The organism is Streptomyces sp. NPDC015144 (assembly GCF_043079735.1).
Classification (GTDB): Bacteria; Actinomycetota; Actinomycetes; order Streptomycetales; family Streptomycetaceae; genus Streptomyces.
In genome coordinates this window covers 1-22,071 of sequence record NZ_JBIBUU010000005.1, presented here as the reverse complement: position 1 = coordinate 22,071, position 22,071 = coordinate 1, and the positions used below count along the sequence as shown (strand labels likewise).

Here is a 22,071-nt window from a genome sequence, read left to right as displayed (position 1 = left end):
GCTTACAGCACCTCCGGCGCGAGCGAGATGATCTTCATGAACTTCTTCTCGCGCAGTTCCCGGCCCACCGGGCCGAAGATGCGGGTGCCGCGGGGGTCACCGTCGTTCTTCAGAATGACGGCGGCGTTCTCGTCGAAGCGGATGTACGAGCCATCCTGACGGCGACGCTCCTTGACGGTGCGAACGATGACCGCCTTGACGACGTCACCCTTCTTCACGTTGCCACCGGGGATCGCGTCCTTGACGGTGGCGACGATGACGTCACCGATGCCCGCGTAGCGGCGACCCGAACCACCGAGAACACGGATGGTGAGGATTTCCTTCGCACCCGTGTTGTCGGCGACGCGAAGTCGCGACTCCTGCTGGATCACGTCTATCTCCTGATCGTCTGCCGGTTCCCGGCGGGGAGCTCCGTAAGCGACTTACGTGGCTCCCCGCCGAGCCTGGCGGAACTTGCCTGAGGGGAGTGCCCCTCAGGAATTACTTGGCCTTCTCGAGGATCTCGACGATGCGCCACCGCTTCGTGGCGGACAGCGGCCGGGTCTCCATCAGGAGGACGCGGTCGCCGACACCGGCGGCGTTCTGCTCGTCGTGCGCCTTGAGCTTGTTCGTACGGCGGATGACCTTGCCGTACAGCGCGTGCTTGACGCGGTCCTCGACAGCGACGACGACGGTCTTGTCCATCTTGTCGCTGACGACCAGACCCTCACGGGTCTTGCGGAAACCGCGGTCGGTGTTCGTCTCAGTCACAGTCTTCTCGCTCATCAGACGCTCTCCACCGTCTCGATGCCCAGCTCGCGCTCGCGCATCAGGGTGTAGATCCGGGCGATGTCCTTACGGACGGACTTGAGCCGACCGTGGTTCTCGAGCTGCCCGGTCGCCGCCTGGAAGCGGAGGTTGAACAGCTCTTCCTTGGCCTCGCGGAGCTTGTTGAGCAGCTCCTCGTTGCCCAGCTCGCGCAGCTCGGACGCCTTGGTTCCGGCCGACATCACGCCTCACCTGCCTCGCGCCGAACGATGCGGCACTTCATCGGAAGCTTGTGAGCAGCGCGGGTGAGCGCCTCACGAGCAATCTTCTCGTTCGGGTAGGACAGCTCGAACATCACCCGACCGGGCTTGACGTTCGCGATCCACCACTCGGGAGAACCCTTACCGGAACCCATGCGGGTCTCGGCGGGCTTCTTCGTCAGGGGACGGTCCGGGTAGATGTTGATCCAGACCTTGCCGCCACGCTTGATGTGACGGGTCATCGCGATACGAGCGGCCTCGATCTGACGGTTCGTCACATACGCCGGGGTCAGCGCCTGGATGCCGTACTCGCCGAACGCAACCTGCGTGCCACCCTTGGACATACCGCTGCGCTTCGGGTGGTGCTGCTTGCGGTGCTTGACCCTACGGGGGATCAGCATTTCGGTCAGGCCTCCGTTCCGGTGCTCTCGGCAGCCGGAGCGGCAGCGGCGGGAGCCTCGGCCTTGGGGGCCTCGGCAGCCGGAGCCGACTGCTGCTGCGGCTTGCGACCGCGGCCGCCACGCTCGCCACCGCGGCCACCACGGCCGGCCGGGCGGTCGGCGCCGCCACGGGCCGGGCGGTTGCCGGCGCGGGCAGCGGCGTTCTCGGCGCGGACCTCGGCGATGTTCTTGACGTCGCCCTTGTAGATCCAGACCTTCACGCCGATGCGGCCGAAGGTCGTCTTGGCCTCGAAGAAGCCGTAGTCGACGTTCGCGCGGAGGGTGTGCAGGGGCACACGGCCCTCGCGGTAGAACTCCGAGCGGGACATCTCGGCGCCGCCGAGGCGGCCACCGCACTGGATCTTGATGCCCTTGGCGCCGGCCTTCATCGAGGACTGCATGCTCTTGCGCATGGCCCGACGGAAGGAGACGCGGGAGGAGAGCTGCTCGGCGACGGCCTGGGCCACCAGCTGAGCGTCCACCTCGGGGTTCTTGACCTCGAGGATGTTCAGCTGGACCTGCTTGCCGGTCAGCTTCTCCAGCTCGCCGCGGATGCGGTCCGCCTCGGCGCCGCGACGGCCGATGACGATGCCCGGGCGGGCGGTGTGGATGTCAACGCGGACGCGGTCGCGGGTGCGCTCGATCTCGACCTTCGAGATACCGGCCCGCTCCATGCCCTTCGTCATCATGCGACGAATGGCGACGTCTTCCTTGACGTAGTCCTTGTACAGCTTGTCGGCGTACCAACGGGACTTGAAGTCCGTGGTAATGCCGAGCCGGAACCCGTGCGGGTTTACCTTCTGGCCCATTACCGGGTTCCTTCCTTGCTGCTGACGACCACGGTGATGTGGCTGGTCCGCTTACGGATCCGGTAGGCACGACCCTGGGCACGCGGACGGAACCGCTTCAGGGTCGGGCCCTCGTCCACGTACGCCTCGCTGATGACCAGCGAAGAGGCGTCGGTGTGGTCGTAGTTGTGTGCGGCGTTGGCGATGGCGCTGTCCAGCACCTTGCCAACCGGCACGCTCGCGGCCTGCGGGGCGAAACGCAGGACCGCCTGAGCCTCCGTGGCATCCATGCCACGGATGAGGTCCACCACGCGGCGGGCCTTCATGGGCGTGACGCGGATGTACCGCGCCTGGGCCCTGGCTTCCATGGTTGTCCCTTCGGTGTAAGTCATAGTCGTTACCACCCGCGATTAGCGGCGCTTCGACTTCCGGTCGTCCTTGACGTGGCCGCGGAAGGTGCGAGTCGGCGAGAACTCGCCGAGCTTGTGGCCGACCATCGACTCGGTGACGAACACCGGGACGTGGATCTTGCCGTTGTGCACCGCGATGGTGTGACCCAGCATGGCCGGGACGATCATCGAGCGACGGGACCAGGTCTTGATGACGTTCTTGGTGCCTGCCTCGTTCTGCGCGTCCACCTTCTTGATGAGGTGGCCGTCGACGAAGGGCCCCTTCTTGAGACTGCGCGGCATCTAAACCCGCTCCTAGCGCTTCTTGTTCGTCTTGCGGCGGCGGACGATGTACTTGTTCGATGCCTTCTTCGGCGAACGAGTACGACCCTCCTTCTGACCCCACGGCGAGACCGGGTGGCGACCACCGGAGGTCTTGCCTTCACCACCACCGTGCGGGTGGTCAACCGGGTTCATCGCGACACCGCGGACGGTCGGGCGGACGCCCTTCCAGCGCATGCGGCCGGCCTTGCCCCAGTTGATGTTCGACTGCTCGGCGTTGCCGACCTCGCCGATGGTGGCGCGGCAGCGGGCGTCGACCAGGCGGATCTCACCCGACGGCATACGAAGGTGGGCCATGGTGCCCTCCTTCGCCAGCAGCTGCACGGAGGCACCCGCGGAGCGGGCGAACTTCGCGCCGCCGCCGGGCCGCAGCTCGATGGCGTGGATGGTCGTACCGACCGGGATGTTGCGCAGCGCCAGGTTGTTGCCGGGCTTGATGTCGGCGGCCGGGCCGTTCTCGACACGGTCGCCCTGCGACAGGCCACGCGGCGCGATGATGTAGCGCTTCTCGCCGTCCGCGTAGTGGAGCAGCGCGATGCGCGCGGTGCGGTTGGGGTCGTACTCGATGTGCGCGACCTTGGCCGGCACGCCGTCCTTGTCGTGACGACGGAAGTCGATCACGCGGTAGGCGCGCTTGTGGCCACCACCCTGGTGGCGAACGGTCACACGACCGGCGTTGTTACGGCCGCCCTTGCTGTGCAGGGGGCGGACCAGCGACTTCTCCGGCGTGGACCGCGTGATCTCGACAAAGTCGGCGACGCTGGAGCCACGACGGCCCGGGGTCGTCGGCTTGTACTTGCGGATACCCATTTCTCAGTCCTCGTCCGATTCCGGACGATCCAGACCGCCCTTAGGCGGTCGGACCGCCGAAGATGTCGATACGGTCGCCCTCGGCGAGGGTCACGATGGCGCGCTTCGTGTCGGCGCGCTTGCCGAAACCGGTGCGGGTGCGCTTGCGCTTGCCCTGCCGGTTGATCGTGTTGACCCCGGTGACCTTGACCGAGAAGACCGCTTCCACGGCCTGCTTGATCTGGGTCTTGTTGGAGCCGGGCGCGACGATGAACGTGTACTTGTTCTCGTCGAGCAGCGCGTAGCTCTTCTCGGACACAACCGGCTTGACGAGAATGTCGCGCGGGTCCGAGTAGGTCTTGCTGGTAACGGTCGCCTCGCTCATCAGGCGTCGCTCCCTTCGGTCTCAGCGGTCTGGGGGCCAGACACGAAGGACTCGAAGGCGGCCTGGGTGAAGACCACGTCGTCAGAGACGATCACGTCGTACGTGTTCAGCTGGCCCGGCTCCAGGATGTGCACCTGGGGCAGGTTGCGGGCGGACAGCCACGCGGCCTCGTCGGCACGGTCGACGACCAGGAGCAGGTTCTTGCGCTCCGAGATCTTGCCGAACAGCGTCTTGGCGGCCTTGGTGGAGACGCCACCCTCGACCACGCCGGTGACGACGTGGATGCGGGAGTGACGGGCCCGGTCGGAGAGGGCACCGCGCAGGGCGGCGGCCTTCATCTTCTTCGGGGTCCGCTGCGAGTAGTCACGCGGCTGCGGGCCGTGGACGACGCCACCGCCGGCGAACTGCGGCGCACGGGTCGAACCCTGACGCGCACGGCCGGTGCCCTTCTGGCGGTACGGCTTGCGCCCACCGCCGCGGACCTCGCCGCGGGTCTTGGTCTTGTGCGTGCCCTGACGGGCAGCGGCCAGCTGCGCGACGACGACCTGGTGGATCAGCGGAACGCTGGTCTTGGCGTCGAAGATCTCCGCGGGGAGCTCGACGGTCCCGGCCTTGTCGCCTGCCGGCGAAAGGATGTCAATGGTGCTCATCGGTTCCTCAAGCCCCCTTGGCCGCGGTGCGGACCAGGACGAGGCCGCCGTTCGGACCAGGGACTGCGCCCTTGATGAGGAGCAGACCCTTCTCCGCGTCAACCGCGTGGATGGTCAGGTTCTGGGTGGTGACCCGCTCGTTGCCCATACGACCCGCCATGCGCATGCCCTTGAAGACACGGCCGGGAGTGGCACAGCCACCGATGGAGCCAGGCATACGGTGCACACGGTGGGCACCGTGGGACGCCTTGCCGCCCTTGAAGTTGTGACGCTTCATCACACCGGCGAAGCCCTTGCCCTTGCTCTTGCCCGTGACGTCGACCTTGACGCCGGACTCGAACACCTCGGCAGTGACCTCCTGGCCCAGCGTGTACTCGCTGGCGTCGGAGGTGCGGAGCTCCACCAGGTGGCGGCGCGGGGTCACGTCGGCCTTGGCGAAGTGGCCCTTGAGGGGCTTGTTCACCTTGCGGGGGTCGATCTCGCCGAAGGCGATCTGGACTGCCTCGTAGCCGTCGGTGTCGTTGGAGCGGATCTGGGTGACGACGCAGGGCCCGGCCTTGACGACGGTCACCGGGACGACCCGGTTGTTCTCGTCCCAGACCTGGGTCATGCCGAGCTTCTCGCCCAGGACGCCCTTAATGTTCTTAGCCATCTCGCGCGTCACCTCAGAGCTTGATCTCGATGTCGACGCCCGCCGGCAGGTCGAGACGCATCAGCGAGTCAACCGTCTTCGGCGTGGGGTCGAGGATGTCGATGAGGCGCTTGTGCGTGCGCATCTCGAAGTGCTCGCGCGAGTCCTTGTACTTGTGCGGCGACTTGATGACGCAGTACACGTTCTTCTCAGTGGGCAGCGGCACCGGGCCCGCGACCGACGCACCAGTGCGGGTCACCGTCTCGACGATCTTCTTCGCCGAGGAGTCGATGACCTCGTGGTCGTAGGCCTTGAGCCGGATGCGGATCTTCTGTCCCGCCATGGCTACTAGTAGTCCTGTCTCTCTCGTAACGCTCTGGAACCCGGGGGCTCTCAAGACTTCCGTCTCCGACCCACGCGGTCGGGCGTGTCGCATCCCCTCTACGCAGATCTCCCGAAGGATTTCCCAACCAAGGGGGTGCGGGCCCAGGGACCGCAGGACCGGGGGCGGAACACCCACCGGGTGCCTGGCCGGTGCCCCACTGACGCTTCCCGGAAGATTCCCGTACGTCCGACCCGAAGGGGTCGACGAGTACTGTGGGACTCGCTTCCGGTCCTCCCGGCGGGAGGCGCGCAGCATTGACACTCAACCGAGCAACCTGGTCAGTGTGCCATACGGGGCACGGGCCTGGCCAATCGGGCGGAGGATCTTACCCCGCGTGGTCGCCCGGTCAAACGCGGGCGCGCGGCGGGCGGGCCCCGGACCGGACTCCCCGGGCGAAATCGGGTGGGCGCGGCGCGCCGTCCACCCTAGAGTGACCGGCCGGAAAGACCGTCGGCACCGGGGGCATCGATCATGCGTACGCACTATCCGCGCACCCCTCATCTGTCCTGGTCCCCCGGCGCCACCTCGGACGACGTACGGATCGCGGACCTCGCCGGGCTGGCCGGGCGCGAGGTCGTCGTCACCGAGAAGCTGGACGGCGAGAACACCACGCTCTACGCCGACGGGCTGCACGCCCGCTCCCTCGACTCCGCGCACCACCCGTCCCGCGGTTGGGTGAAGGCGCTCCAGGGCCGGATCGGGGCCCGCATCCCGGACGGATGGCGGATCTGCGGCGAGAACATGTTCGCCCGGCACTCGATCCCGTACGACGGCCTGGAGAGCTTCTTCTACGGGTTCTCCGTCTGGGACGGGGACCACTGCCTGGGCTGGGACCGCACCGAAACGTTCCTGCGGGACCTCGGGATCCCGGTGCCGCCGGTGCTGTGGCGCGGGGTGCTCGACGCCCGCGCCGAGAAGGCGCTGCGGGCGCGGCGGCCGGACACCGGGCGGCAGGAGGGGTACGTGGTGCGGCCCTCGGACGGCTTCGGGGCCGGGGAGTTCGGGCGGCTGGTGGCCAAGTGGGTGCGGCCGGGCCATGTGACCACCGGGACGCACTGGATGCACGCCGCCGTCGTGCCGAACGGGCTGGGACCGGCCGCCGCGCTGTGGGCGGTGCGGTCCGGGGCACCGGCCGACGCGGGGGCGCTGGCCGGTGCGGTCGGAACAGGTGCGGGCTCGGACGGCTGCGCGGGGGACGCCGGGGCGGTGGCCGCGACGGCCGACGCCCTGGACGCGGCGGGGGTCACCGGCGAGGACCGGCTGGCGGGAGTGGTGGCCGCGCTCCTGCGCCGCTCCCGCCGCGCCGGGCTCGCCCCCGCGCTGGCCCCGGCGCTGGGGATGCCGCTGGCCCGGCGCGCCGCCGACCTCGTCGGGCTGTACCCCGCGCTGCACCTCCCGTACCCGGACGAGGAGCGCCGTGCCGGGCTGGCCCGGATGTCGCGCGCCGCCGCGCTGCCGGTGCTGCACGCGCTCGCCGGGGCTCTGGCGGAGGACGAGGGGGCGCGCGAGCAGGTGGAGTGGTCGGCCCTGTACGCCCAGGAGGCGGCGGAGCCGACCGGGCTGCGGGCGGCCTTCGACGACCTGGCGCCCGAGGCCGCCGCCCGCTGCCTGGCGCAGGCGCGCGAGGCGTACGCGCTGGGCCGGGTCGCCACCGCCGAGGAGGCCGTCGCCGCGACCTGGCGGTGGCGGGACGGGGACTTCCCGCGCCTGGTGCACCTGGTCGGGCCGTCGGGCAGCGGCAAGAGCACCTTCGCCCGGGGGCTGCCCGGCGTCGACACGTATCTCTCGCTGGACGACCTGCGGCTGGCCCGGGGTTCGCGCGCCGACCAGCGGGCCAACGGGGAGGTGCTGCGCGAGGGGCTAGACCGGCTGGACGCGGCGCTCGTGCCGGGCGCCACCGTCGTCTGGGACGCCACCTCGCTCAACGTCCATCAGCGCTCCCTGGTCCACGCGGTGGCCCGGCGCCGGGACGCGCTGGTCACCCATGCCGTGGCGCTGGTCGACGAGGCGGAACTGGTCCGCCGCAACGGGCGCCGGGACCATCCGGTGCCGCCCGGGGTGCTCGACGCACAACTGCGCCGCTTCGTGCCCCCGTACCCCGGCCAGGCCCACCGCACCTGGTACATCGGCGCGAGCAGCGCCGTCGAGGACGAGGCGTAGACGGCGTAGACCGTGGAGGGCGGGGCGCGGACCGGCGAAGGCGGAGCCCGGACCGGCGAGGACGAGGCGTAGACCGTGGAGGGCGAGGCGTAGTGCGTACCAGCGAGGAGATCTACCACCGGGTCCGGTGGGACGGGCGGTTCGATCCGGCGCGTTTCGTGATGGGGGTGGCGCAGCGCGGCCGGGAGGCGAAGCGGGTGCCGCTGCCCCGGTTCACGCCCGGCGGGGAGATCCCCTGGCACCGGGTGCTGTTCTTCGAGGCGGACGGCGAGCTGGTGTGGGACCGCTCCTCGGGCACGGACCGGATCGACGCGACGGAGGCCGGGCGGGTGCGGACGCCGCGCCGGCTGCCGTCGCCGTACTTCGTCTCCCGTACGCCGCACGTGTACGCGGCGGACCGGTCGGCCTGGGTGCCGGTGGACACGGCGGCCCCGGCACCGGCACCGGTGCCGCGCTCCGGACCGCTGACGGTGCTGACCTGGAACACCCTGTGGGACCGCTACGACAGCGAGCTCATCGACACCGCCCGGCGCCGGCCGCTGATGCTCGACGCGCTGCGCGAGGCGGACGCCGACGTCATCGCCCTCCAGGAGGCCGAACCGACCCTGCTCGGCCTGGTGCTGGCGGCGCCCTGGGTCCGCGCGGAGTACACCGTCTGGTCCGATCCGGCGGGCCGGGACACCGCGGAGTACGGTCTGCTGCTGCTCGCCCGGGTGCCGGTGGTGGAGGCGGGGCTGCACGCGCTCGGTCCGCACAAGGCGGTCGCGGCGGTGGTCGTGGCCGGGCCGGACGGGCCGCTCACGGTCGCGGCGACCCATCTCAGCAGCGATCACTCGACCGACGGCGCCCGCCGTCGTGACGCCGAACTGGCCGATCTGGCAACGGGGTTGGCGGCCGTCGAGGGCGATCTGGCACTGCTCGGCGACTTCAACGACGGCGGCGACACCCCGCAGGACCGGCTGGGGATGGCGGACGCCTGGAGCCTCGTGCACGGCGCGGACGACCGGACGCCCACCTTCGATCCCTCGGTCAATCCGCTGGCCGCCGTCTCCTCGCTGACCGGGCGGATCTCCCGGCTGGACCGGGTGCTGCTCCGTACCGAGGGGCCGCGGCCCGCCTCGGCGGTGCTGCTGGGCCGGACGCCGGAGCCGGACGGGCTGTACGTCTCGGACCACTTCGGGGTGCTCGTCGCGCTGACCGCCGACGTCCCACTCGAAGCGGATGAGGCGGACGAGACGGACGCGGCGGACGAGGAGTGTGCGGCCGGTGTGGTGCGCCGGGTGGCCGCCGCGCTGCCCGGGGCCGCCGTCCATCCGACCGGTTCGCGGCGGATGGGCTGCGCGCTGCCCGGCGCGGACGTGGACCTGCTCGCCGCGCTGCCCGGCACGGTCGACCCGGCGGCGGTACGGAGGCGGCTGGCCGGGGCGCTGCCGGACGCCGTGGGCCTGCGCGAGGTGACCGGGGCCCGGGTGCCGGGACTGCGCTTCACGCTGGACGGGCTCGGCGTGGACCTGGTGACCGTGGCGACGGGGACCGTTCCCCCGGCCGAGGCGGTGGCCCGCCGGGGCGAACTGGGCGAGGCGGCGGCCGTGGCGCTGAGCGCGGTGAGCGACGCGGAGGCGGTGGCCGGGGCGGCGGACCCGCACCGGGCCGCGTTCGTCCGGCTGGCCCGGGAGGTGAAGGGGTGGGCGCGGGCGCGCGGCCTGGACTCCGCCCCGTTCGGCGGTCTGCCCGGCCTCGCCTGGGCGGTGCTGGCGGCCCGTACCGCCCAGGAGGCCGGCCGACTGGGCCCGCTCCCCCTGCTGCGGCACTTCTTCGCGACCTGGGCCACCTGGGACTGGGCCGTGCCGGTCGGCCCCGGCGAGCCCCTCCCCGGCGCCCCGCTCACCGTGCTGACGCCGACCGCGCCGGTCCGCTCCTGCACCGCCCAGGTCTCCCCGGCCGGGCGCGAGCTGATCGCCGGGGAGCTGCTGCGGGCCTGGGAGATCCTGGAGTCGGCCGCCGACGGGGACCCCGTACCGCGCGCCCTGCTCCGCACCCCGCCGTCCCCGTACCCGGACCACGCCGGCTGGGCGCTGGTCTCCGTACGCCCCGGAGCGGACGAGGGCCGGTTCCGCGGCCGGGTCCTCGCCCTGCTCGCCGCCCTCGCCCGGGCGGGCGCGCCGGACGCCCGCGTCTGGCCCCGCCCGTGCGGCTCGGACGCCACGCACGTCCAGTACGCCCTCGGCCTCGGCCGCACCCCGCCCGACGCGTCACGACTGGCGGAGATCGGCGGCGAACTGCTGCGCGGCCTGCCCGGCGCCACCCTCCACCGCACGGCCCCGGGCCGGGAAACGGAGCTGCGGTAGCTGCGGCCGACACGGGCACCTCCCCGACGCCCGGTTCCGGACGGGTGCGAGACCGGCCTGCTCATATATCCGCCGTTCTCGGCCACCCCCGGCTGCGCAGGGCGCCGGGCAGCCGGGGCAGCTCACGCAGGGGACGCATGCCGTTTCGTGACACAGCACCACATCGGTCACACCGCAACGGCGTTATGGACACGACTCGGCGACCGGCCCCGTCGTGTGCACGGCATGAAGTGATCATGAAGGACACAGGCAGGTTTCGCGGAGGAGGCGTACGTGTTCGGCAGGGTGGCGCGCATGGTCCGGCATCTGGAGGCGACGGGAGTGGGGCTGCCGCCGGACCACGCGATCGTGGTCGACGCACCCGACGCACGCACCGTCGACGCCCTGACCGCCGCTCGCCGCGGCGTGTACGCGCCGGCCCGCGCGCTCCTCGCCGCCACACGTGAGAAGGCCGACTGGCCCCTCCGCGACGAGTCCGTGCGTGCCCTGTCCAGGGTCGCCCTGGACGATGCGGCGTGGCTGAACGCCTGGCGGGCCGAGTCGCCGGACGACCCCGACGCGCTCGTCGTCGAGGCGTTCCGACGGATAGCCGAAGCACAACGGGTCCGCACGGGCGCATACGCCGAGGACGTGGCCCAGGACCAGTTCCGCGCCTTCTTCTCGCTGCTGGACGACGCGCTGCCGGTCATAGAAGCGGCCGTCGCGGCCTGCCCCGGCGACCCGGTCCCGTTCTCTGCGGTCCTGAGCCACTGCCTGGGCGCCCAGGCACCCCGCGAGGTCTTCGACGACTGCCTGGCCCATGCACTCGCCTGCGCGCCCCACCACTTGCCCACCCACTTCCAGGCCGTGCAGTTCCTCTCCGCCAAGTGGTACGGCAGCCACGAGGAGATGCTCGGCCACGCTGCCCGCGCCGCCGCCGACGCCCCGCAGGACTCACCCGTCCGCGCACTGGAGGTCGTGGCACTGACGGAGGTGGGCATCGAGACGGACAGAAGGCGGGGACGCCCGCGCAGGAACGGCGGCCCGGAGTCCCCCGGCGCCGACCGGACCGACGGGATCATCGCCACGGCACAGGCGTACTCCGCGTCGCGCCCGCCCGAGGACCGCGGGGCCCGCCTGGTCCGCAATCACCTGGTGTGGGCACTCAACAGGCAGGAACGCTGGGCCGAGTCGCTGGACATCTACCGCTCCATCGGGCGGTACGCCACGAGGTCGCCCTGGGAATACGCGGGAACCCCCCTTGAGGCATTCCTGCACTTCCGGGACCACGCCCGGTCCCGGCTCGCCGTCTCCATCCCCCGCAACGGCGCCGTCCCCGCCCCTGCGGTGCCACTGCCGGAGTCCGCGCGGCCGCAGGCGGCCCAGGAGATCGCGTACGTGCCGACCTCGCCTCAGCGCGCCTCGCAGGAACTGCTGCTGTGCGGGGCAACCGTCCGGCTCGCTCCGGCCGGACGGTGGACGCTGATGGAGGCGGCCCCTTCGCAGGAGGCGCTGGCCAAGCGCGGACGCCGGGCCACGCTGATGCGCCTCGACGGGCTGGCGCAGATCGCGGAATCCGCGTTCGCCGCCCCGCGTCTGACCACCCTGGTCGCCCACCGCGAAGGGAGCGGGTCCCGAGCCCTCAGCGTCATCGGCAAGGGCAGTACGACCGCCCGGCACCGGTGGGCGGGGCCCGGAGCGGTGCCGCCGCAGGAGATCGCACAGCAGCACGCGGAGTTGTTCGTCGCGGCGGCCGGCAGCGGCGACCCCCGCGAGGTGGCGCGGCTGCTGCGCGACCCGGGCGAGCCGTCAGAGCTCCTGATCCGCACCCTGGCCGTGCTGGGCCTCCCGCCGCTCCCGGCCGGTTTCGGCGAGCGCTCGGAGGTCCTGGCCGATGTCCGGGGGGCCACCGTCCACCGGGCCCGCTCGCTGTGGCAGGGCATGAAGGACTTCATGAGCGACGACACCGACCCGAACCCACCGCTCCGACTCGACGGCCGGTAGACAGTCGTCCATCGGGCCGGGGACGAGTGCGAAACCGTCCCCGCCTCGGCCCGATCCCCGGCCCCGACCTGCGAATATCCGTCCATGAACACCGCCCCCACCACCTGGTCCCTGCGCCCCGCCCGCCCCGAGGACGTGGAGAGCGTCGCCGAGCTCCGGGCCGTCGTGATGCGCCCCGATCTGGAGCGGCTGGGCCGCTACGACGAGCACCGCGTACGGCAGCGGCTGCGGGACGGGTACGCGCCGGAGCACACCTCGGTCGTGGTGGTGGACGGGGAGTTCGCGGGCTGTGTCGCCCTGCGGCCGGTGGAGGGCGGGCTGTGGCTGGAGCACTTCTACCTCTCCCCCGCCGTCCAGGGGCGCGGCATCGGCACCGCCGTACTGCGTTCGCTGCTCGCGCGGGCCGACGCCGGGGGCGCGACCGTGCGGCTGGACGTGCTCCGGGGCAGCGCCGCCCGCACGCTGTACGAGCGGCACGGGTTCACCGAGGAACGGCGCGACCCGGTCGACGTCTTCATGGTCCGTACACCGGTACGTTGATCCGACCGGGGCAAACCCCCGGAGTCCAGGCAACCCGTCCCCCAAGATCACCGTCTATCCCGGCGCAGCGGCGGCCCTCCCCCCACCGCGGTCTGCGCACCGGCGGGCGGCATCGGGCCGTCCGCCGCGAGGGAGTGGACGGAGCACGGTGTGACGGATCGACCCGGCCCGCGCGTACCCGGTTCGGGGACGCGGCGGCGTGCGGTGCTGGCGGCGGCCGGGGCGGCGGGGCTCGCGGCTCTCACCTCCTGCGCCGCGCCCGCCCCGCCGCGGCGCCGCGACACCGCGGCGGACCCGATGCCGGGGCTGCGGATCAGCACCACGCACCCGGCCCTGATGCTCCAGGTCCTCGCCCACCCGGACGACGACCTGTACTTCATGAACCCGGACACCCAGCAGGCCCTCGACGGCGGCACCCCGCTCGTCTGCGTCTACCTGACCGGCGGCGAGGCCACCGGCGTCAACCGCGTCCCGGGCCGCCCGCTGCCCGCGCCCGACAAGGCGGCGTACTCCTCCGCCCGCCACCAGGGTCTGCGCCAGGCGTACGCGACCCTGCTGGGCGTCCCGATGTTCGCAGAGTGGCACCGGTCGGTGATGGAGCTGGAGGGCGGCCACCGCGCCGAGCTCAACACCCTGCGCCACGAGGGCCGCAAGGTGGACCTGGTCTTCGTCAACACCGCCATGCACACCACGTACGGGCGGCTCGGGCTGCCCAGCCTCTGGCAGGACCGGCGCCTGGTGCTGCCGACCGTCGTCGCCGAGGGCTCCCCGCTGCGGAAGGTGGGCTCGTACACGTACGACGGGCTGATCGACGTCCTGGCGGGGCTCTTCGAGCACTACCGGCCGAGCATCGTGCACACCATGGACCCGGACCCGGACATCCAGCACAGCAGTCGGGCCGTCCGCATCGCCGACAGCGAGCAGCCGGGCTACTCCGACCACCCCGACCACACGGCCACGGCCCTGTTCACCTGGGCCTCGCTGATCCGGTGGGTGGCACGGTCCACCCGGGACGGCGGCCTGGTGCCGAGCTTCGCGGTCACCTCGTTCCGGGGCTACTACAACCGGCACTGGCCAAAGAACCTGCCGCCCGCGGTGCTCGCCGAGAAGGCCTCGCACCTGGTCCCGTACGGCGGTGAGGTCGACTGGTGGTGCGGCAATCCGGCGGGGTGCGGGGACTACAACGTCGGCGGCGACCGGCCGCTGACCAACCGCAAGGGGTGGGTGCGCTCCACCCACTACCGCTACCCCGGCCCCCGCCCCACCCTGGCCACCGAGCCGGACGGCCGGCTCGTCAGTTACGAGGTGCTGGGGCTCCGGGCGGTCCGCCGCCGGGAGACCGCGCCGGGCACGGGCGTGTGGGATGCGCCGGACGACCTCGGCGGCGGCCCGCTCGCCCCGGTCCTGGGCGGAACGACGCTGCCGGACGGGCGGCACATCCTGGCCGGGCTGCGGTTCTCGGCGCTGGAGGGGCACGGCGGCGACAACGAACGGGAGGTCGTCGTCCTCGAACAGCGCTACCCGGGCGGCGCCTTCCGCGCCTGGACGGGGCTGGGCAACCCGGAGCGCACCCACGACCACGGGCGCCGGCTGGGCGTCCCGGTCCTGGTCACCGCCCCCGACGGCCGGGTCCACCTCTTCGTACGGAACGCGGAGAAAGGTCTCAGCACCCGGGTCCGGGAGGCGGACGGCCGGTGGAGCGGGTGGCGGGACACCGGCGGCGGCGAGGTCCAGGACGGGCTGAGCGCGGTGGTGGACGCCGAGGGCCGGGTCCATGTCTTCGCGGCGGGCCGGTTCGCGGTGCACCACTGGACGCAGGACGAGCCGGGCCGGGACGTGACCGCCCGGACCCAGATCACCGGCGTGCCGGTCCCCGGCGACGGCCCGGCCGCGCTGCCCGGACCGGACGGCAGCGTCGAGCTGTACTACCGCGCGGCGGCGAAGGCGGCCCTGACCACCGTGCGGACCGGGGAGACCGCCGAGGAGACCGGGATCGACGGCTACGGCCGCCCGGTCGCGGACCGGGCGGGCTTCGACGGCTACGGCCCGGTCGCCGCGGCGGGCACCCCGGGCACCCCGGTCCTCCTCGGCCGCACCGACTCGGGCCGGCTCCAGCTCCGTACCCCCGCGGGCCTTCTCGTACAGCGGGACGGGCCGGTGGCCCTGGACGGCCCGGTCCTGCACCTCACCCCGGCCGGCCACCCGGTCGTCGCAGCCCTGGGCCCGGACGCCCACCCCTGGCTCTGGCGGCCCTGACCCGGGCCGGCGGGCGATGCCGGTGGGTGCCCGGGGAACCGGTGCCGCCACCCCGTACCACTCGGCCGGTTCCCCTCACTGCCCGGACCATCAATTCGACGAAGTCACCCACGCGACCTCACTCTCCGCTCCGCCGCCCACCCCACGGAAAGGGGCGCAGCACGGCGAAGCTGTAGAAGGAGAGGAGAAGGTTGAGGAACACGAAACCCGGCGTCAGGAGGAACGAGGCGTAGCCGTCCAGGCGGTCGCCGAATTCGTCGGCGCTCCCGAGTGCCACTCCCAGGACGAACAGCAGCACGGCATTCACCACGGCGAGGGCGGCCAGCACGCCCAGGCGTCCGGCACGCGTGCGGCCACCGGCCCTCGCCGCCTCGGCGCGCATCGGATTCCTCGCCCGGAACAGGGGTTGCGCCACAAAGAACAGGACCAGGGCGATGTTCCAGAGCGGGATCTCACTCACCCATTCCAGGACGCCACGGTTCGTCGTGATGGAGGTCGCGCACACCAGGACCGCCGGCAGCCACAGGCGGAACGCCGCGACGGCAGCCCGGTCGAGAACGGATCTGGAAGGGGATGTTCCCTGCACCCTCAGGCCCTCACGGTCACCGAGGCACCTGTGGCACGCGCCGCGTCAACGGCCCTGTCCACCACCTCGTCAGCCAGATCCACCCACACCCTGACCGGGGACTCGACCGTGCCGAAGACCTGGCGATCACCGCACCACGCCTCCGAACCGATCACCCGGTGCGCCAGCAGGGCATAGCGGGCGGCCTGAACCGGGTCCGTCAGATCGACCTCCACGCCCATGAACGAGTCCGTGCGCCTGCCCGGGCCGTCGGCCCCCTCCGGCCCGCTCGCCCGACGCGCGTCCTGTCTCGCGGCCTCGAACGCCGCACCGGCCCGCTCGTCGTCGATCGGTTCGTCCGTGTGCAGATCGATGAGGACCTTCGCCCGCGCGGCGAGGAGAACGGGAACCAGCTCGCCCACGACGATCCCCATGTCGTGCGGGTCGGCTGTTTCGAGATACCGCGTACGGACCGTTCCCGACCCGCGCCTTCGCCCTCTGACGGCCTTCCCCGCGTCCCGGACGAGCAGGACGCCCCAGCCGAGCGCGATCGCCCCCGGCAGCACGACCCACCAGGAGCCCCAGGAGTCGGAGAGGGAGAAGGCGAGGACGAGGACGAGGACCACCTTCCCCGCGAGGCCGTCCGTCCAGCTCTTCCCCATGCCCACTCCCCACCCTTTTCGGCCACGATGTCGGCCTGTCACACCGTAGAACACGCCGAGTGGAACGCCCCGAGCACACCCGAACACACCGAAGGGCCCCGTCCCACCGCATACACGGCGGGACGGGGCCCTTCTTGGTGCTCGTTGCGGAGCAACCAGGTCAGACGGTCAAGTAATTACTTGACGATCTTGGTGACCTGGCCGGCGCCCACGGTCCGGCCACCCTCACGGATGGCGAACTTCAGGCCCTCCTCCATGGCGACCGGCTGGATCAGCTGGACCGACATGACGGTGTTGTCGCCCGGCATGACCATCTCGGTGCCCTCGGGGAGGGTCACGACGCCGGTCACGTCCGTGGTACGGAAGTAGAACTGCGGGCGGTAGTTGTTGAAGAACGGGGTGTGACGGCCACCCTCGTCCTTCGACAGGATGTAGGCCTGGGCCTCGAACTCGGTGTGCGGCGTGACCGAACCGGGCTTGATGATGACCTGGCCGCGCTCGACGTCCTCGCGCTTGATGCCACGGAGGAGCAGACCGACGTTCTCACCGGCCTGGCCCTCGTCGAGCAGCTTGCGGAACATCTCGATGCCGGTGACCGTGGTGGTGGTCTTCTCGTTCTTGATACCGACGATGTCGACGGTCTCGTTGACCTTGAGGACACCACGCTCGATACGACCGGTGACGACGGTGCCACGACCGGTGATCGTGAAGACGTCCTCGATCGGCATCAGGAACGGCTTGTCGACGTCACGCTCGGGCTGCGGGATGTTCTCGTCGACGGCCTTCATCAGGTCGAGGACGGTCTGGCCCCACTCCTTGTCGCCCTCGAGCGCCTTGAGCGCCGAGACCTTGACGACCGGCAGGTCGTCGCCCGGGAACTCGTACTCGGAGAGGAGCTCACGGACCTCGAGCTCGACGAGCTCCAGGATCTCCTCGTCGTCCACCATGTCGGCCTTGTTCAGGGCGACGACGATGTACGGAACGCCGACCTGGCGGGCCAGGAGCACGTGCTCCTTGGTCTGCGGCATCGGGCCGTCGGTGGCGGCGACCACGAGGATGGCGCCGTCCATCTGCGCGGCACCGGTGATCATGTTCTTGATGTAGTCCGCGTGACCCGGGCAGTCGACGTGCGCGTAGTGACGCGACTCCGTCTGGTACTCGACGTGCGCGATGGAGATCGTGATACCGCGCTGGCGCTCCTCAGGAGCCTTGTCGATCTGGTCGAAGGCCGAGGCCTCGTTCAGGTCCGGGTACGCGTCGTGCAGCACCTTGGTAATGGCGGCCGTGAGGGTCGTCTTACCGTGGTCAATGTGACCGATGGTGCCGATGTTGACGTGCGGCTTAGTCCGCTCGAACTTCGCCTTCGCCACTGGGTCCTCCTGTGGAGTGGTTCTGTACGCCTTGCTTCATCGGCGCCAGGGTGATCTTTGCTGGGATGCCGGGGCCGGGGGCATTCCCCGCGCAGCTCTCGCTCCGCGACGAATGCCCCACCAGGCTCCGGTGACAAGCCTAAAGCGTGAGCTCGGGTGAGTTACTCGCCCTTGGCCTTCGCGATGATCTCCTCGGCGACGTTCCGCGGAACCTCGGCGTAGGAGTCGAACTGCATCGAGTAGCTTGCGCGACCCGAGGTCTTGCTGCGGAGGTCTCCGACGTAGCCGAACATCTCCGAGAGGGGCACGAGGCCCTTCACGACGCGAGCGCCGCTGCGCTCCTCCATGGCCTGGATCTGGCCACGGCGGGAGTTGATGTCACCGATGACATCGCCCATGTAGTCCTCGGGCGTGGTGACCTCGACGGCCATCATCGGCTCGAGGAGAACCGGGGACGCCTTCCGCGCGGCCTCCTTGAAGGCCTGCGAACCGGCGATCTTGAAGGCCAGCTCGGAGGAGTCGACCTCGTGGTAGCCACCGTCGAGAAGAATGACGCGGACGCCAGTCATCTCGTAGCCGGCCAGGATGCCGAACTGCATGGCTTCCTGGGCGCCCGCGTCCACCGAGGGGATGTACTCCCGGGGGATGCGGCCACCGGTGACCTTGTTGACGAACTCGTACGAGGCCTCGCCGCCCTCGATGGGCTCGATCGCGATCTGCACCTTGGCGAACTGACCGGTACCACCGGTCTGCTTCTTGTGGGTGTAGTCGACGCGCTCGACGGCCTTGCGGATCGTCTCGCGGTACGCGACCTGCGGCTTGCCGACGTTCGCCTCGACGCGGAACTCGCGCTTCATGCGGTCGACGAGCACTTCGAGGTGCAGCTCGCCCATACCACCGATGATGGTCTGGCCGGTCTCCTCGTCGGAGTGCACCTGGAAGGACGGGTCCTCTTCGGAGAGGCGCTGGATGGCGACACCCAGCTTCTCCTGGTCGCCCTTGGACTTCGGCTCGATGGCGACCTGGATGACCGGGGCCGGGAAGTCCATGGACTCCAGGATGACCGGCGCCTTGTCGTCACAGAGCGTCTCACCGGTGGTGGTCTGCTTCAGACCCATCACGGCGATGATGTCGCCCGCGCCCACCGACTCGATCTCCTCACGCTTGTTCGCGTGCATGCGGTAGATCTTGCCGATGCGCTCCTTCTTGCCCTTGACCGAGTTCAGCACCGAGGTGCCGGACTCCAGGCGGCCCGAGTAGACCCGGACGAAGGTGAGCTTGCCGAGGTGCGGGTCGCTCATGATCTTGAACGCCAGCGCCGCGAGCGGCTCGTCGTCGGACGGCTTGCGCTTGACGACGACCTCGGGGTCCTTGACGTCCTGGCCCTCGATGGCCTCGACGTCCAGGGGCGAGGGCAGGTAGCGGACCACGGCGTCGAGCAGGGGCTGGACGCCCTTGTTCTTGAACGCGGTGCCACAGAACACCGGGGTGACGGTCGTCTCGCCGCCCTTGCCGGAGTTGATGGTGATACGACGGATGCCGGCGTAGAGCTGCTCCACGGAAGGCTCTTCGCCCTCCAGGTAGAGCTCCATGAGCGCCTCGTCGTTCTCCGCGGCGGCTTCGAGAAGCTTGGCGCGGTACTCCTCGGCCTGCTCGGCGAGCTCGGCCGGGATGTCGACGATGTCGTACGCCTCACCCTTGGTGGCTTCCACCGGGTAGACGAACGCCTTCATCGTCACGAGGTCGACGACACCCGTGAAGTCGGCCTCGGCACCGATCGGGAGCTGCATGACGATCGGGGTCGCGCCGAGGCGGTCCGTGATCATGTCGACACAGCGGAAGAAGTTGGCACCGGTGCGGTCGAGCTTGTTGACGAAGCAGATACGCGGCACGCCGTAGCGGTCCGCCTGACGCCAGACGGTCTCGGACTGCGGCTCGACGCCCGCGACACCGTCGAACACGGTGACGGCGCCGTCGAGGACGCGGAGCGAACGCTCCACCTCGACGGTGAAGTCGACGTGACCCGGGGTGTCGATGATGTTGATGGTGTGGTCAACATCATTGAGCGGCCAGTGGCAGGTCGTCGCGGCGGACGTGATCGTGATGCCGCGCTCCTGCTCCTGCTCCATCCAGTCCATCGTGGCAGCGCCGTCGTGGACTTCACCGATCTTGTACGAAACGCCGGTGTAGAAGAGGATCCGCTCAGTGGTGGTCGTCTTGCCCGCGTCGATGTGGGCCATGATCCCGATGTTGCGGACCTTGGCCAGGTCAAGCGAAGTGGTGGCCATAAGGCTCAGTCTTCTCTCGGTCTCGATGTGGGTAGCGACTACCAGCGGTAGTGCGCGAAGGCCTTGTTGGACTCGGCCATCTTGTGGGTGTCCTCACGCTTCTTGACGGCAGCGCCAAGACCGTTGGACGCGTCGAGCAGCTCGTTCATGAGGCGCTCGGTCATGGTCTTCTCGCGGCGGGCGCGGGAGTAGCCCACGAGCCAGCGCAGCGCGAGGGTGGAGGCGCGACCGGGCTTGACCTCGATCGGCACCTGGTAGGTGGCGCCACCGACACGGCGGGACTTGACCTCGAGCGAGGGCTTGACGTTCTCAAGCGCGCGCTTCAGCGTGATGACCGGGTCGTTGCCGGTCTTCTCGCGGAGGCCCTCCATGGCGCCGTACACGATCCGCTCGGCGGTGGAACGCTTGCCGTCCAGCAGGATCTTGTTGATCAGCGAGGTGACAAGAGGAGAGTTGTAGACCGGGTCGATGATGACCGGGCGCTTCGGGGCGGGGCCCTTACGAGGCATTCTTACTTCTCCTTCTTGGCGCCGTAGCGGCTGCGGGCCTGCTTGCGGTTCTTGACACCCTGGGTGTCGAGCGAGCCGCGGATGATCTTGTAACGAACACCCGGCAGGTCCTTCACACGGCCACCACGCACGAGCACGATGGAGTGCTCCTGCAGGTTGTGTCCCTCACCCGGGATGTAGGCCGTGACCTCGATACCGGAGGTCAGACGCACACGCGCGACCTTACGGAGGGCCGAGTTCGGCTTCTTCGGGGTGGTCGTGAACACACGCGTGCAGACGCCGCGGCGCTGGGGCGAACCCTCGAGTGCGGGCGTCTTGTTCTTTTCGACCTTGTCCTGCCGGCCCTTGCGGACCAGCTGCTGGATCGTAGGCACTACTTCTCCGGTTTCTGTGTGCCGTTCGTGAAACTAACCTGGAACGTCACCGACCCACGCGGTCGGGTGTGTCGAATACTGCGGACTTCTGCCGCAAGGCAAAAGGAGCGCAGATTGCGGTAGCCACTGACAGGCTCGGCATGCGGCTGAGGACACGCACACGAGCCCAGGCACACCCCAGGCACAAGGTCTGAGCGTACCTACCGCGTCGACTCCGGTCAAAACAAATCCGTCTCACCCCGACGCGCCGGAGTTCCGCCGGCCGCGACCGCGAGATCCGGACACCCGGCCGCGGGCGGACGGCAGGAATACGACCTTACCGGTCCCGGTACGTACGTTCTCAGTACATTGAACCGCTGATGAACGACCGGGGGGACGGGATGGCGGCGGCGTACGTACCCGAGGGCGACGGACTCGACGACCAGGTGCCCTTCCTCGCCCGGCTGGAGCGCGCGGACCGGGTGGCCCTGCTGGAGCTCGGGCGCGAGCTGTGCTTCGACGTCCGGGCCGCCCTGCTCCGCCAGGACGAGCCGTCCGCGCACGTCCTGCTGATCCTCAGCGGCTGGACGAAGATCACCACCTCCGCGCCCAACGGCTACGAGGCGCTGCACGCCCTGCGCGGCCCCGGCGACATCGTCGGCGAATCCGCCGCGCTGACCGGTCGGCCCCGTTCGGCGACCGTGACCGCGCTCTCTCCCGTCCGGGCCGCGGTCGTGCCGCACGAGAAGTTCCGCGCGTTCGTGGCCGCCTCCCCCGGGGTGTCGCTCTCGCTCCTCGCGCTGGCCTCCGACCGGACGCGGGCGGCGGACCGGCGCAGCCTGGAGTTCGCGGCGATGACGGTGCGCGAGCGCTTCGCCGTCCTGCTCCTGGACCTGGCGCGCACCCACGGCGCCCGTACCGCCGAAGGCATCGAGCTCGACGTCCCGCTCAGCAAGCAGGAGCTGGCCGGGGCGGTGAGCGCTTCCCGGGAGGCGGTCCAGCGGCTGCTGAAGGACCTGCGCGAGCGGGGCATCGTACGGACCGGGCGGCGGACGCTGGTGATCGTCCGGCCGGACGCGCTCCGCCGGATCGCCCGGTCCGGGGAGCCGGCCGGCCCGGCCGCCCGCTCGGCGGTCCGCTAGGACCTGTCTTCAAACTGCCGCCTGCCGTGCGGCGCCCGGCACGCACGCTCGCCGCGTTGTCGGGGTCACCCCGATACATCCAGTATCGG

The 22,071-nt window shown here is 70.6% G+C and carries 24 protein-coding genes; 6 read left to right on the top strand and 18 right to left on the bottom strand.

Features of this window, described 5'->3' with window-relative positions:
* Positions 1-2: 2 nt before the first annotated feature.
* The 12 genes from rplN to rpsJ form a co-directional block, all read right to left on the bottom strand.
* Positions 3-371: a 50S ribosomal protein L14 gene (gene rplN, locus ACF08W_RS10845; protein WP_003966950.1), complete on the bottom strand. Its 369-nt coding sequence runs from the start codon at positions 369-371 to the stop codon at positions 3-5.
* A gap of 109 nt (positions 372-480) precedes the next feature.
* Positions 481-765: a 30S ribosomal protein S17 gene (gene rpsQ / locus ACF08W_RS10840; protein WP_073786784.1), complete on the bottom strand. Its 285-nt coding sequence runs from the start codon at positions 763-765 to the stop codon at positions 481-483.
* Positions 765-989, bottom strand: a complete 225-nt coding sequence (rpmC, locus tag ACF08W_RS10835; RefSeq protein WP_014047786.1) for a 50S ribosomal protein L29 — start codon at positions 987-989, stop codon at positions 765-767. Before rpmC ends, rpsQ begins: the two co-directional genes overlap by 1 nt.
* On the bottom strand, positions 989-1,408 hold the full coding sequence (gene rplP / locus ACF08W_RS10830) for a 50S ribosomal protein L16 (RefSeq protein WP_072485538.1): 420 nt from the start codon (positions 1,406-1,408) through the stop codon (positions 989-991). Before rplP ends, rpmC begins: the two co-directional genes overlap by 1 nt.
* A 5-nt stretch (positions 1,409-1,413) precedes the next feature.
* Positions 1,414-2,256, bottom strand: a complete 843-nt coding sequence (gene rpsC, locus ACF08W_RS10825) for a 30S ribosomal protein S3 (protein ID WP_093540760.1) — start codon at positions 2,254-2,256, stop codon at positions 1,414-1,416.
* The gene (rplV, locus tag ACF08W_RS10820; protein WP_004571827.1) at positions 2,256-2,603 is read right to left on the bottom strand and encodes a 50S ribosomal protein L22; all 348 of its coding nucleotides are present in this window, start codon (positions 2,601-2,603) and stop codon (positions 2,256-2,258) included. Before rplV ends, rpsC begins: the two co-directional genes overlap by 1 nt.
* 42 nt (positions 2,604-2,645) lie before the next feature.
* Positions 2,646-2,927, bottom strand: coding sequence for a 30S ribosomal protein S19 (gene rpsS / locus ACF08W_RS10815; RefSeq protein ID WP_283853425.1), 282 nt, complete (start codon positions 2,925-2,927; stop codon positions 2,646-2,648).
* A gap of 12 nt (positions 2,928-2,939) precedes the next feature.
* Positions 2,940-3,776, bottom strand: a complete 837-nt coding sequence (gene rplB / locus ACF08W_RS10810) for a 50S ribosomal protein L2 (RefSeq protein ID WP_072485540.1) — start codon at positions 3,774-3,776, stop codon at positions 2,940-2,942.
* A 40-nt stretch (positions 3,777-3,816) separates the two neighbouring features.
* Positions 3,817-4,140, bottom strand: a complete 324-nt coding sequence (rplW, locus tag ACF08W_RS10805; RefSeq protein ID WP_352276144.1) for a 50S ribosomal protein L23 — start codon at positions 4,138-4,140, stop codon at positions 3,817-3,819.
* The gene (rplD, locus tag ACF08W_RS10800; RefSeq protein ID WP_352276143.1) at positions 4,140-4,790 is read right to left on the bottom strand and encodes a 50S ribosomal protein L4; all 651 of its coding nucleotides are present in this window, start codon (positions 4,788-4,790) and stop codon (positions 4,140-4,142) included. Before rplD ends, rplW begins: the two co-directional genes overlap by 1 nt.
* Positions 4,791-4,797: 7 nt before the next feature.
* On the bottom strand, positions 4,798-5,442 hold the full coding sequence (gene rplC, locus ACF08W_RS10795; protein ID WP_352276141.1) for a 50S ribosomal protein L3: 645 nt from the start codon (positions 5,440-5,442) through the stop codon (positions 4,798-4,800).
* A gap of 13 nt (positions 5,443-5,455) precedes the next feature.
* On the bottom strand, positions 5,456-5,764 hold the full coding sequence (gene rpsJ, locus ACF08W_RS10790; RefSeq protein WP_003948644.1) for a 30S ribosomal protein S10: 309 nt from the start codon (positions 5,762-5,764) through the stop codon (positions 5,456-5,458).
* A 513-nt stretch (positions 5,765-6,277) separates the two neighbouring features.
* Here rpsJ and ACF08W_RS10785 point away from each other — a divergent pair.
* The 5 genes from ACF08W_RS10785 (at position 6,278) to ACF08W_RS10765 (ending at position 15,093) form a co-directional block, all read left to right on the top strand.
* Positions 6,278-7,966 carry an RNA ligase family protein gene (locus tag ACF08W_RS10785; protein ID WP_392279077.1) on the top strand — a complete coding sequence of 563 codons (1,689 nt, stop codon included), beginning with the start codon at positions 6,278-6,280 and terminating at the stop codon, positions 7,964-7,966.
* 92 nt (positions 7,967-8,058) lie between these two features.
* Positions 8,059-10,314, top strand: coding sequence for a poly(A) polymerase (locus ACF08W_RS10780; protein WP_392279076.1), 2,256 nt, complete (start codon positions 8,059-8,061; stop codon positions 10,312-10,314).
* Between the two features lie 273 nt (positions 10,315-10,587).
* On the top strand, positions 10,588-12,297 hold the full coding sequence (locus tag ACF08W_RS10775; RefSeq protein WP_392279075.1) for a hypothetical protein: 1,710 nt from the start codon (positions 10,588-10,590) through the stop codon (positions 12,295-12,297).
* An 84-nt stretch (positions 12,298-12,381) separates the two neighbouring features.
* Positions 12,382-12,837, top strand: a complete 456-nt coding sequence (locus ACF08W_RS10770) for a GNAT family N-acetyltransferase (RefSeq protein WP_392279074.1) — start codon at positions 12,382-12,384, stop codon at positions 12,835-12,837.
* A 150-nt stretch (positions 12,838-12,987) separates the two neighbouring features.
* Complete coding sequence (locus tag ACF08W_RS10765) at positions 12,988-15,093, top strand: PIG-L family deacetylase (protein WP_392279073.1); 2,106 nt, start codon at positions 12,988-12,990, stop codon at positions 15,091-15,093.
* 118 nt (positions 15,094-15,211) lie between these two features.
* Here the strand turns inward: ACF08W_RS10765 and ACF08W_RS10760 are convergent, their stop codons facing one another.
* From ACF08W_RS10760 to rpsL, 6 genes are all read right to left on the bottom strand, one after another.
* Entirely contained in the window at positions 15,212-15,553 is a 342-nt protein-coding gene (locus tag ACF08W_RS10760) for a hypothetical protein (protein WP_392279072.1), read from the bottom strand.
* Positions 15,554-15,681: 128 nt separating this feature from the next.
* Entirely contained in the window at positions 15,682-16,320 is a 639-nt protein-coding gene (locus tag ACF08W_RS10755) for a hypothetical protein (RefSeq protein ID WP_392279071.1), read from the bottom strand.
* Positions 16,321-16,496: 176 nt separating this feature from the next.
* Positions 16,497-17,690 carry an elongation factor Tu gene (gene tuf / locus ACF08W_RS10750; RefSeq protein ID WP_352276133.1) on the bottom strand — a complete coding sequence of 398 codons (1,194 nt, stop codon included), beginning with the start codon at positions 17,688-17,690 and terminating at the stop codon, positions 16,497-16,499.
* Positions 17,691-17,851: 161 nt separating this feature from the next.
* Positions 17,852-19,978 carry an elongation factor G gene (gene fusA, locus ACF08W_RS10745; RefSeq protein ID WP_352276132.1) on the bottom strand — a complete coding sequence of 709 codons (2,127 nt, stop codon included), beginning with the start codon at positions 19,976-19,978 and terminating at the stop codon, positions 17,852-17,854.
* A gap of 38 nt (positions 19,979-20,016) precedes the next feature.
* Complete coding sequence (gene rpsG / locus ACF08W_RS10740; protein WP_072485550.1) at positions 20,017-20,487, bottom strand: 30S ribosomal protein S7; 471 nt, start codon at positions 20,485-20,487, stop codon at positions 20,017-20,019.
* Positions 20,488-20,489: 2 nt separating this feature from the next.
* Complete coding sequence (gene rpsL / locus ACF08W_RS10735; RefSeq protein ID WP_003948652.1) at positions 20,490-20,861, bottom strand: 30S ribosomal protein S12; 372 nt, start codon at positions 20,859-20,861, stop codon at positions 20,490-20,492.
* 359 nt (positions 20,862-21,220) lie between these two features.
* Here rpsL and ACF08W_RS10730 point away from each other — a divergent pair, with 359 nt between their 5' ends.
* Positions 21,221-21,982 carry a Crp/Fnr family transcriptional regulator gene (locus ACF08W_RS10730; RefSeq protein ID WP_392279070.1) on the top strand — a complete coding sequence of 254 codons (762 nt, stop codon included), beginning with the start codon at positions 21,221-21,223 and terminating at the stop codon, positions 21,980-21,982.
* Positions 21,983-22,071 lie beyond the last annotated feature (89 nt).

Excerpts from the sequence above, each read along its gene's own strand:
- rpsQ (WP_073786784.1), bottom strand. The coding sequence starts at position 765 with ATGAGCGAGAAGACTGTGACTGAGACGAACACCGACCGCGGTTTCCGC.
- rpmC (WP_014047786.1), bottom strand. The coding sequence starts at position 989 with ATGTCGGCCGGAACCAAGGCGTCCGAGCTGCGCGAGCTGGGCAACGAG.
- rplP (WP_072485538.1), bottom strand. The coding sequence starts at position 1,408 with ATGCTGATCCCCCGTAGGGTCAAGCACCGCAAGCAGCACCACCCGAAG.
- rpsC (WP_093540760.1), bottom strand. The coding sequence starts at position 2,256 with ATGGGCCAGAAGGTAAACCCGCACGGGTTCCGGCTCGGCATTACCACG.
- rplV (WP_004571827.1), bottom strand. The coding sequence starts at position 2,603 with ATGGAAGCCAGGGCCCAGGCGCGGTACATCCGCGTCACGCCCATGAAG.
- rpsS (WP_283853425.1), bottom strand. The coding sequence starts at position 2,927 with ATGCCGCGCAGTCTCAAGAAGGGGCCCTTCGTCGACGGCCACCTCATC.
- rplB (WP_072485540.1), bottom strand. The coding sequence starts at position 3,776 with ATGGGTATCCGCAAGTACAAGCCGACGACCCCGGGCCGTCGTGGCTCC.
- rplW (WP_352276144.1), bottom strand. The coding sequence starts at position 4,140 with ATGAGCGAGGCGACCGTTACCAGCAAGACCTACTCGGACCCGCGCGAC.
- rplD (WP_352276143.1), bottom strand. The coding sequence starts at position 4,790 with ATGAGCACCATTGACATCCTTTCGCCGGCAGGCGACAAGGCCGGGACC.
- rplC (WP_352276141.1), bottom strand. The coding sequence starts at position 5,442 with ATGGCTAAGAACATTAAGGGCGTCCTGGGCGAGAAGCTCGGCATGACC.
- rpsJ (WP_003948644.1), bottom strand. The coding sequence starts at position 5,764 with ATGGCGGGACAGAAGATCCGCATCCGGCTCAAGGCCTACGACCACGAG.
- ACF08W_RS10785 (WP_392279077.1), top strand. The coding sequence starts at position 6,278 with ATGCGTACGCACTATCCGCGCACCCCTCATCTGTCCTGGTCCCCCGGC.
- ACF08W_RS10770 (WP_392279074.1), top strand. The coding sequence starts at position 12,382 with ATGAACACCGCCCCCACCACCTGGTCCCTGCGCCCCGCCCGCCCCGAG.
- ACF08W_RS10755 (WP_392279071.1), bottom strand. The coding sequence starts at position 16,320 with ATGGGGAAGAGCTGGACGGACGGCCTCGCGGGGAAGGTGGTCCTCGTC.
- fusA (WP_352276132.1), bottom strand. The coding sequence starts at position 19,978 with ATGGCCACCACTTCGCTTGACCTGGCCAAGGTCCGCAACATCGGGATC.
- rpsG (WP_072485550.1), bottom strand. The coding sequence starts at position 20,487 with ATGCCTCGTAAGGGCCCCGCCCCGAAGCGCCCGGTCATCATCGACCCG.
- ACF08W_RS10730 (WP_392279070.1), top strand. The coding sequence starts at position 21,221 with ATGAACGACCGGGGGGACGGGATGGCGGCGGCGTACGTACCCGAGGGC.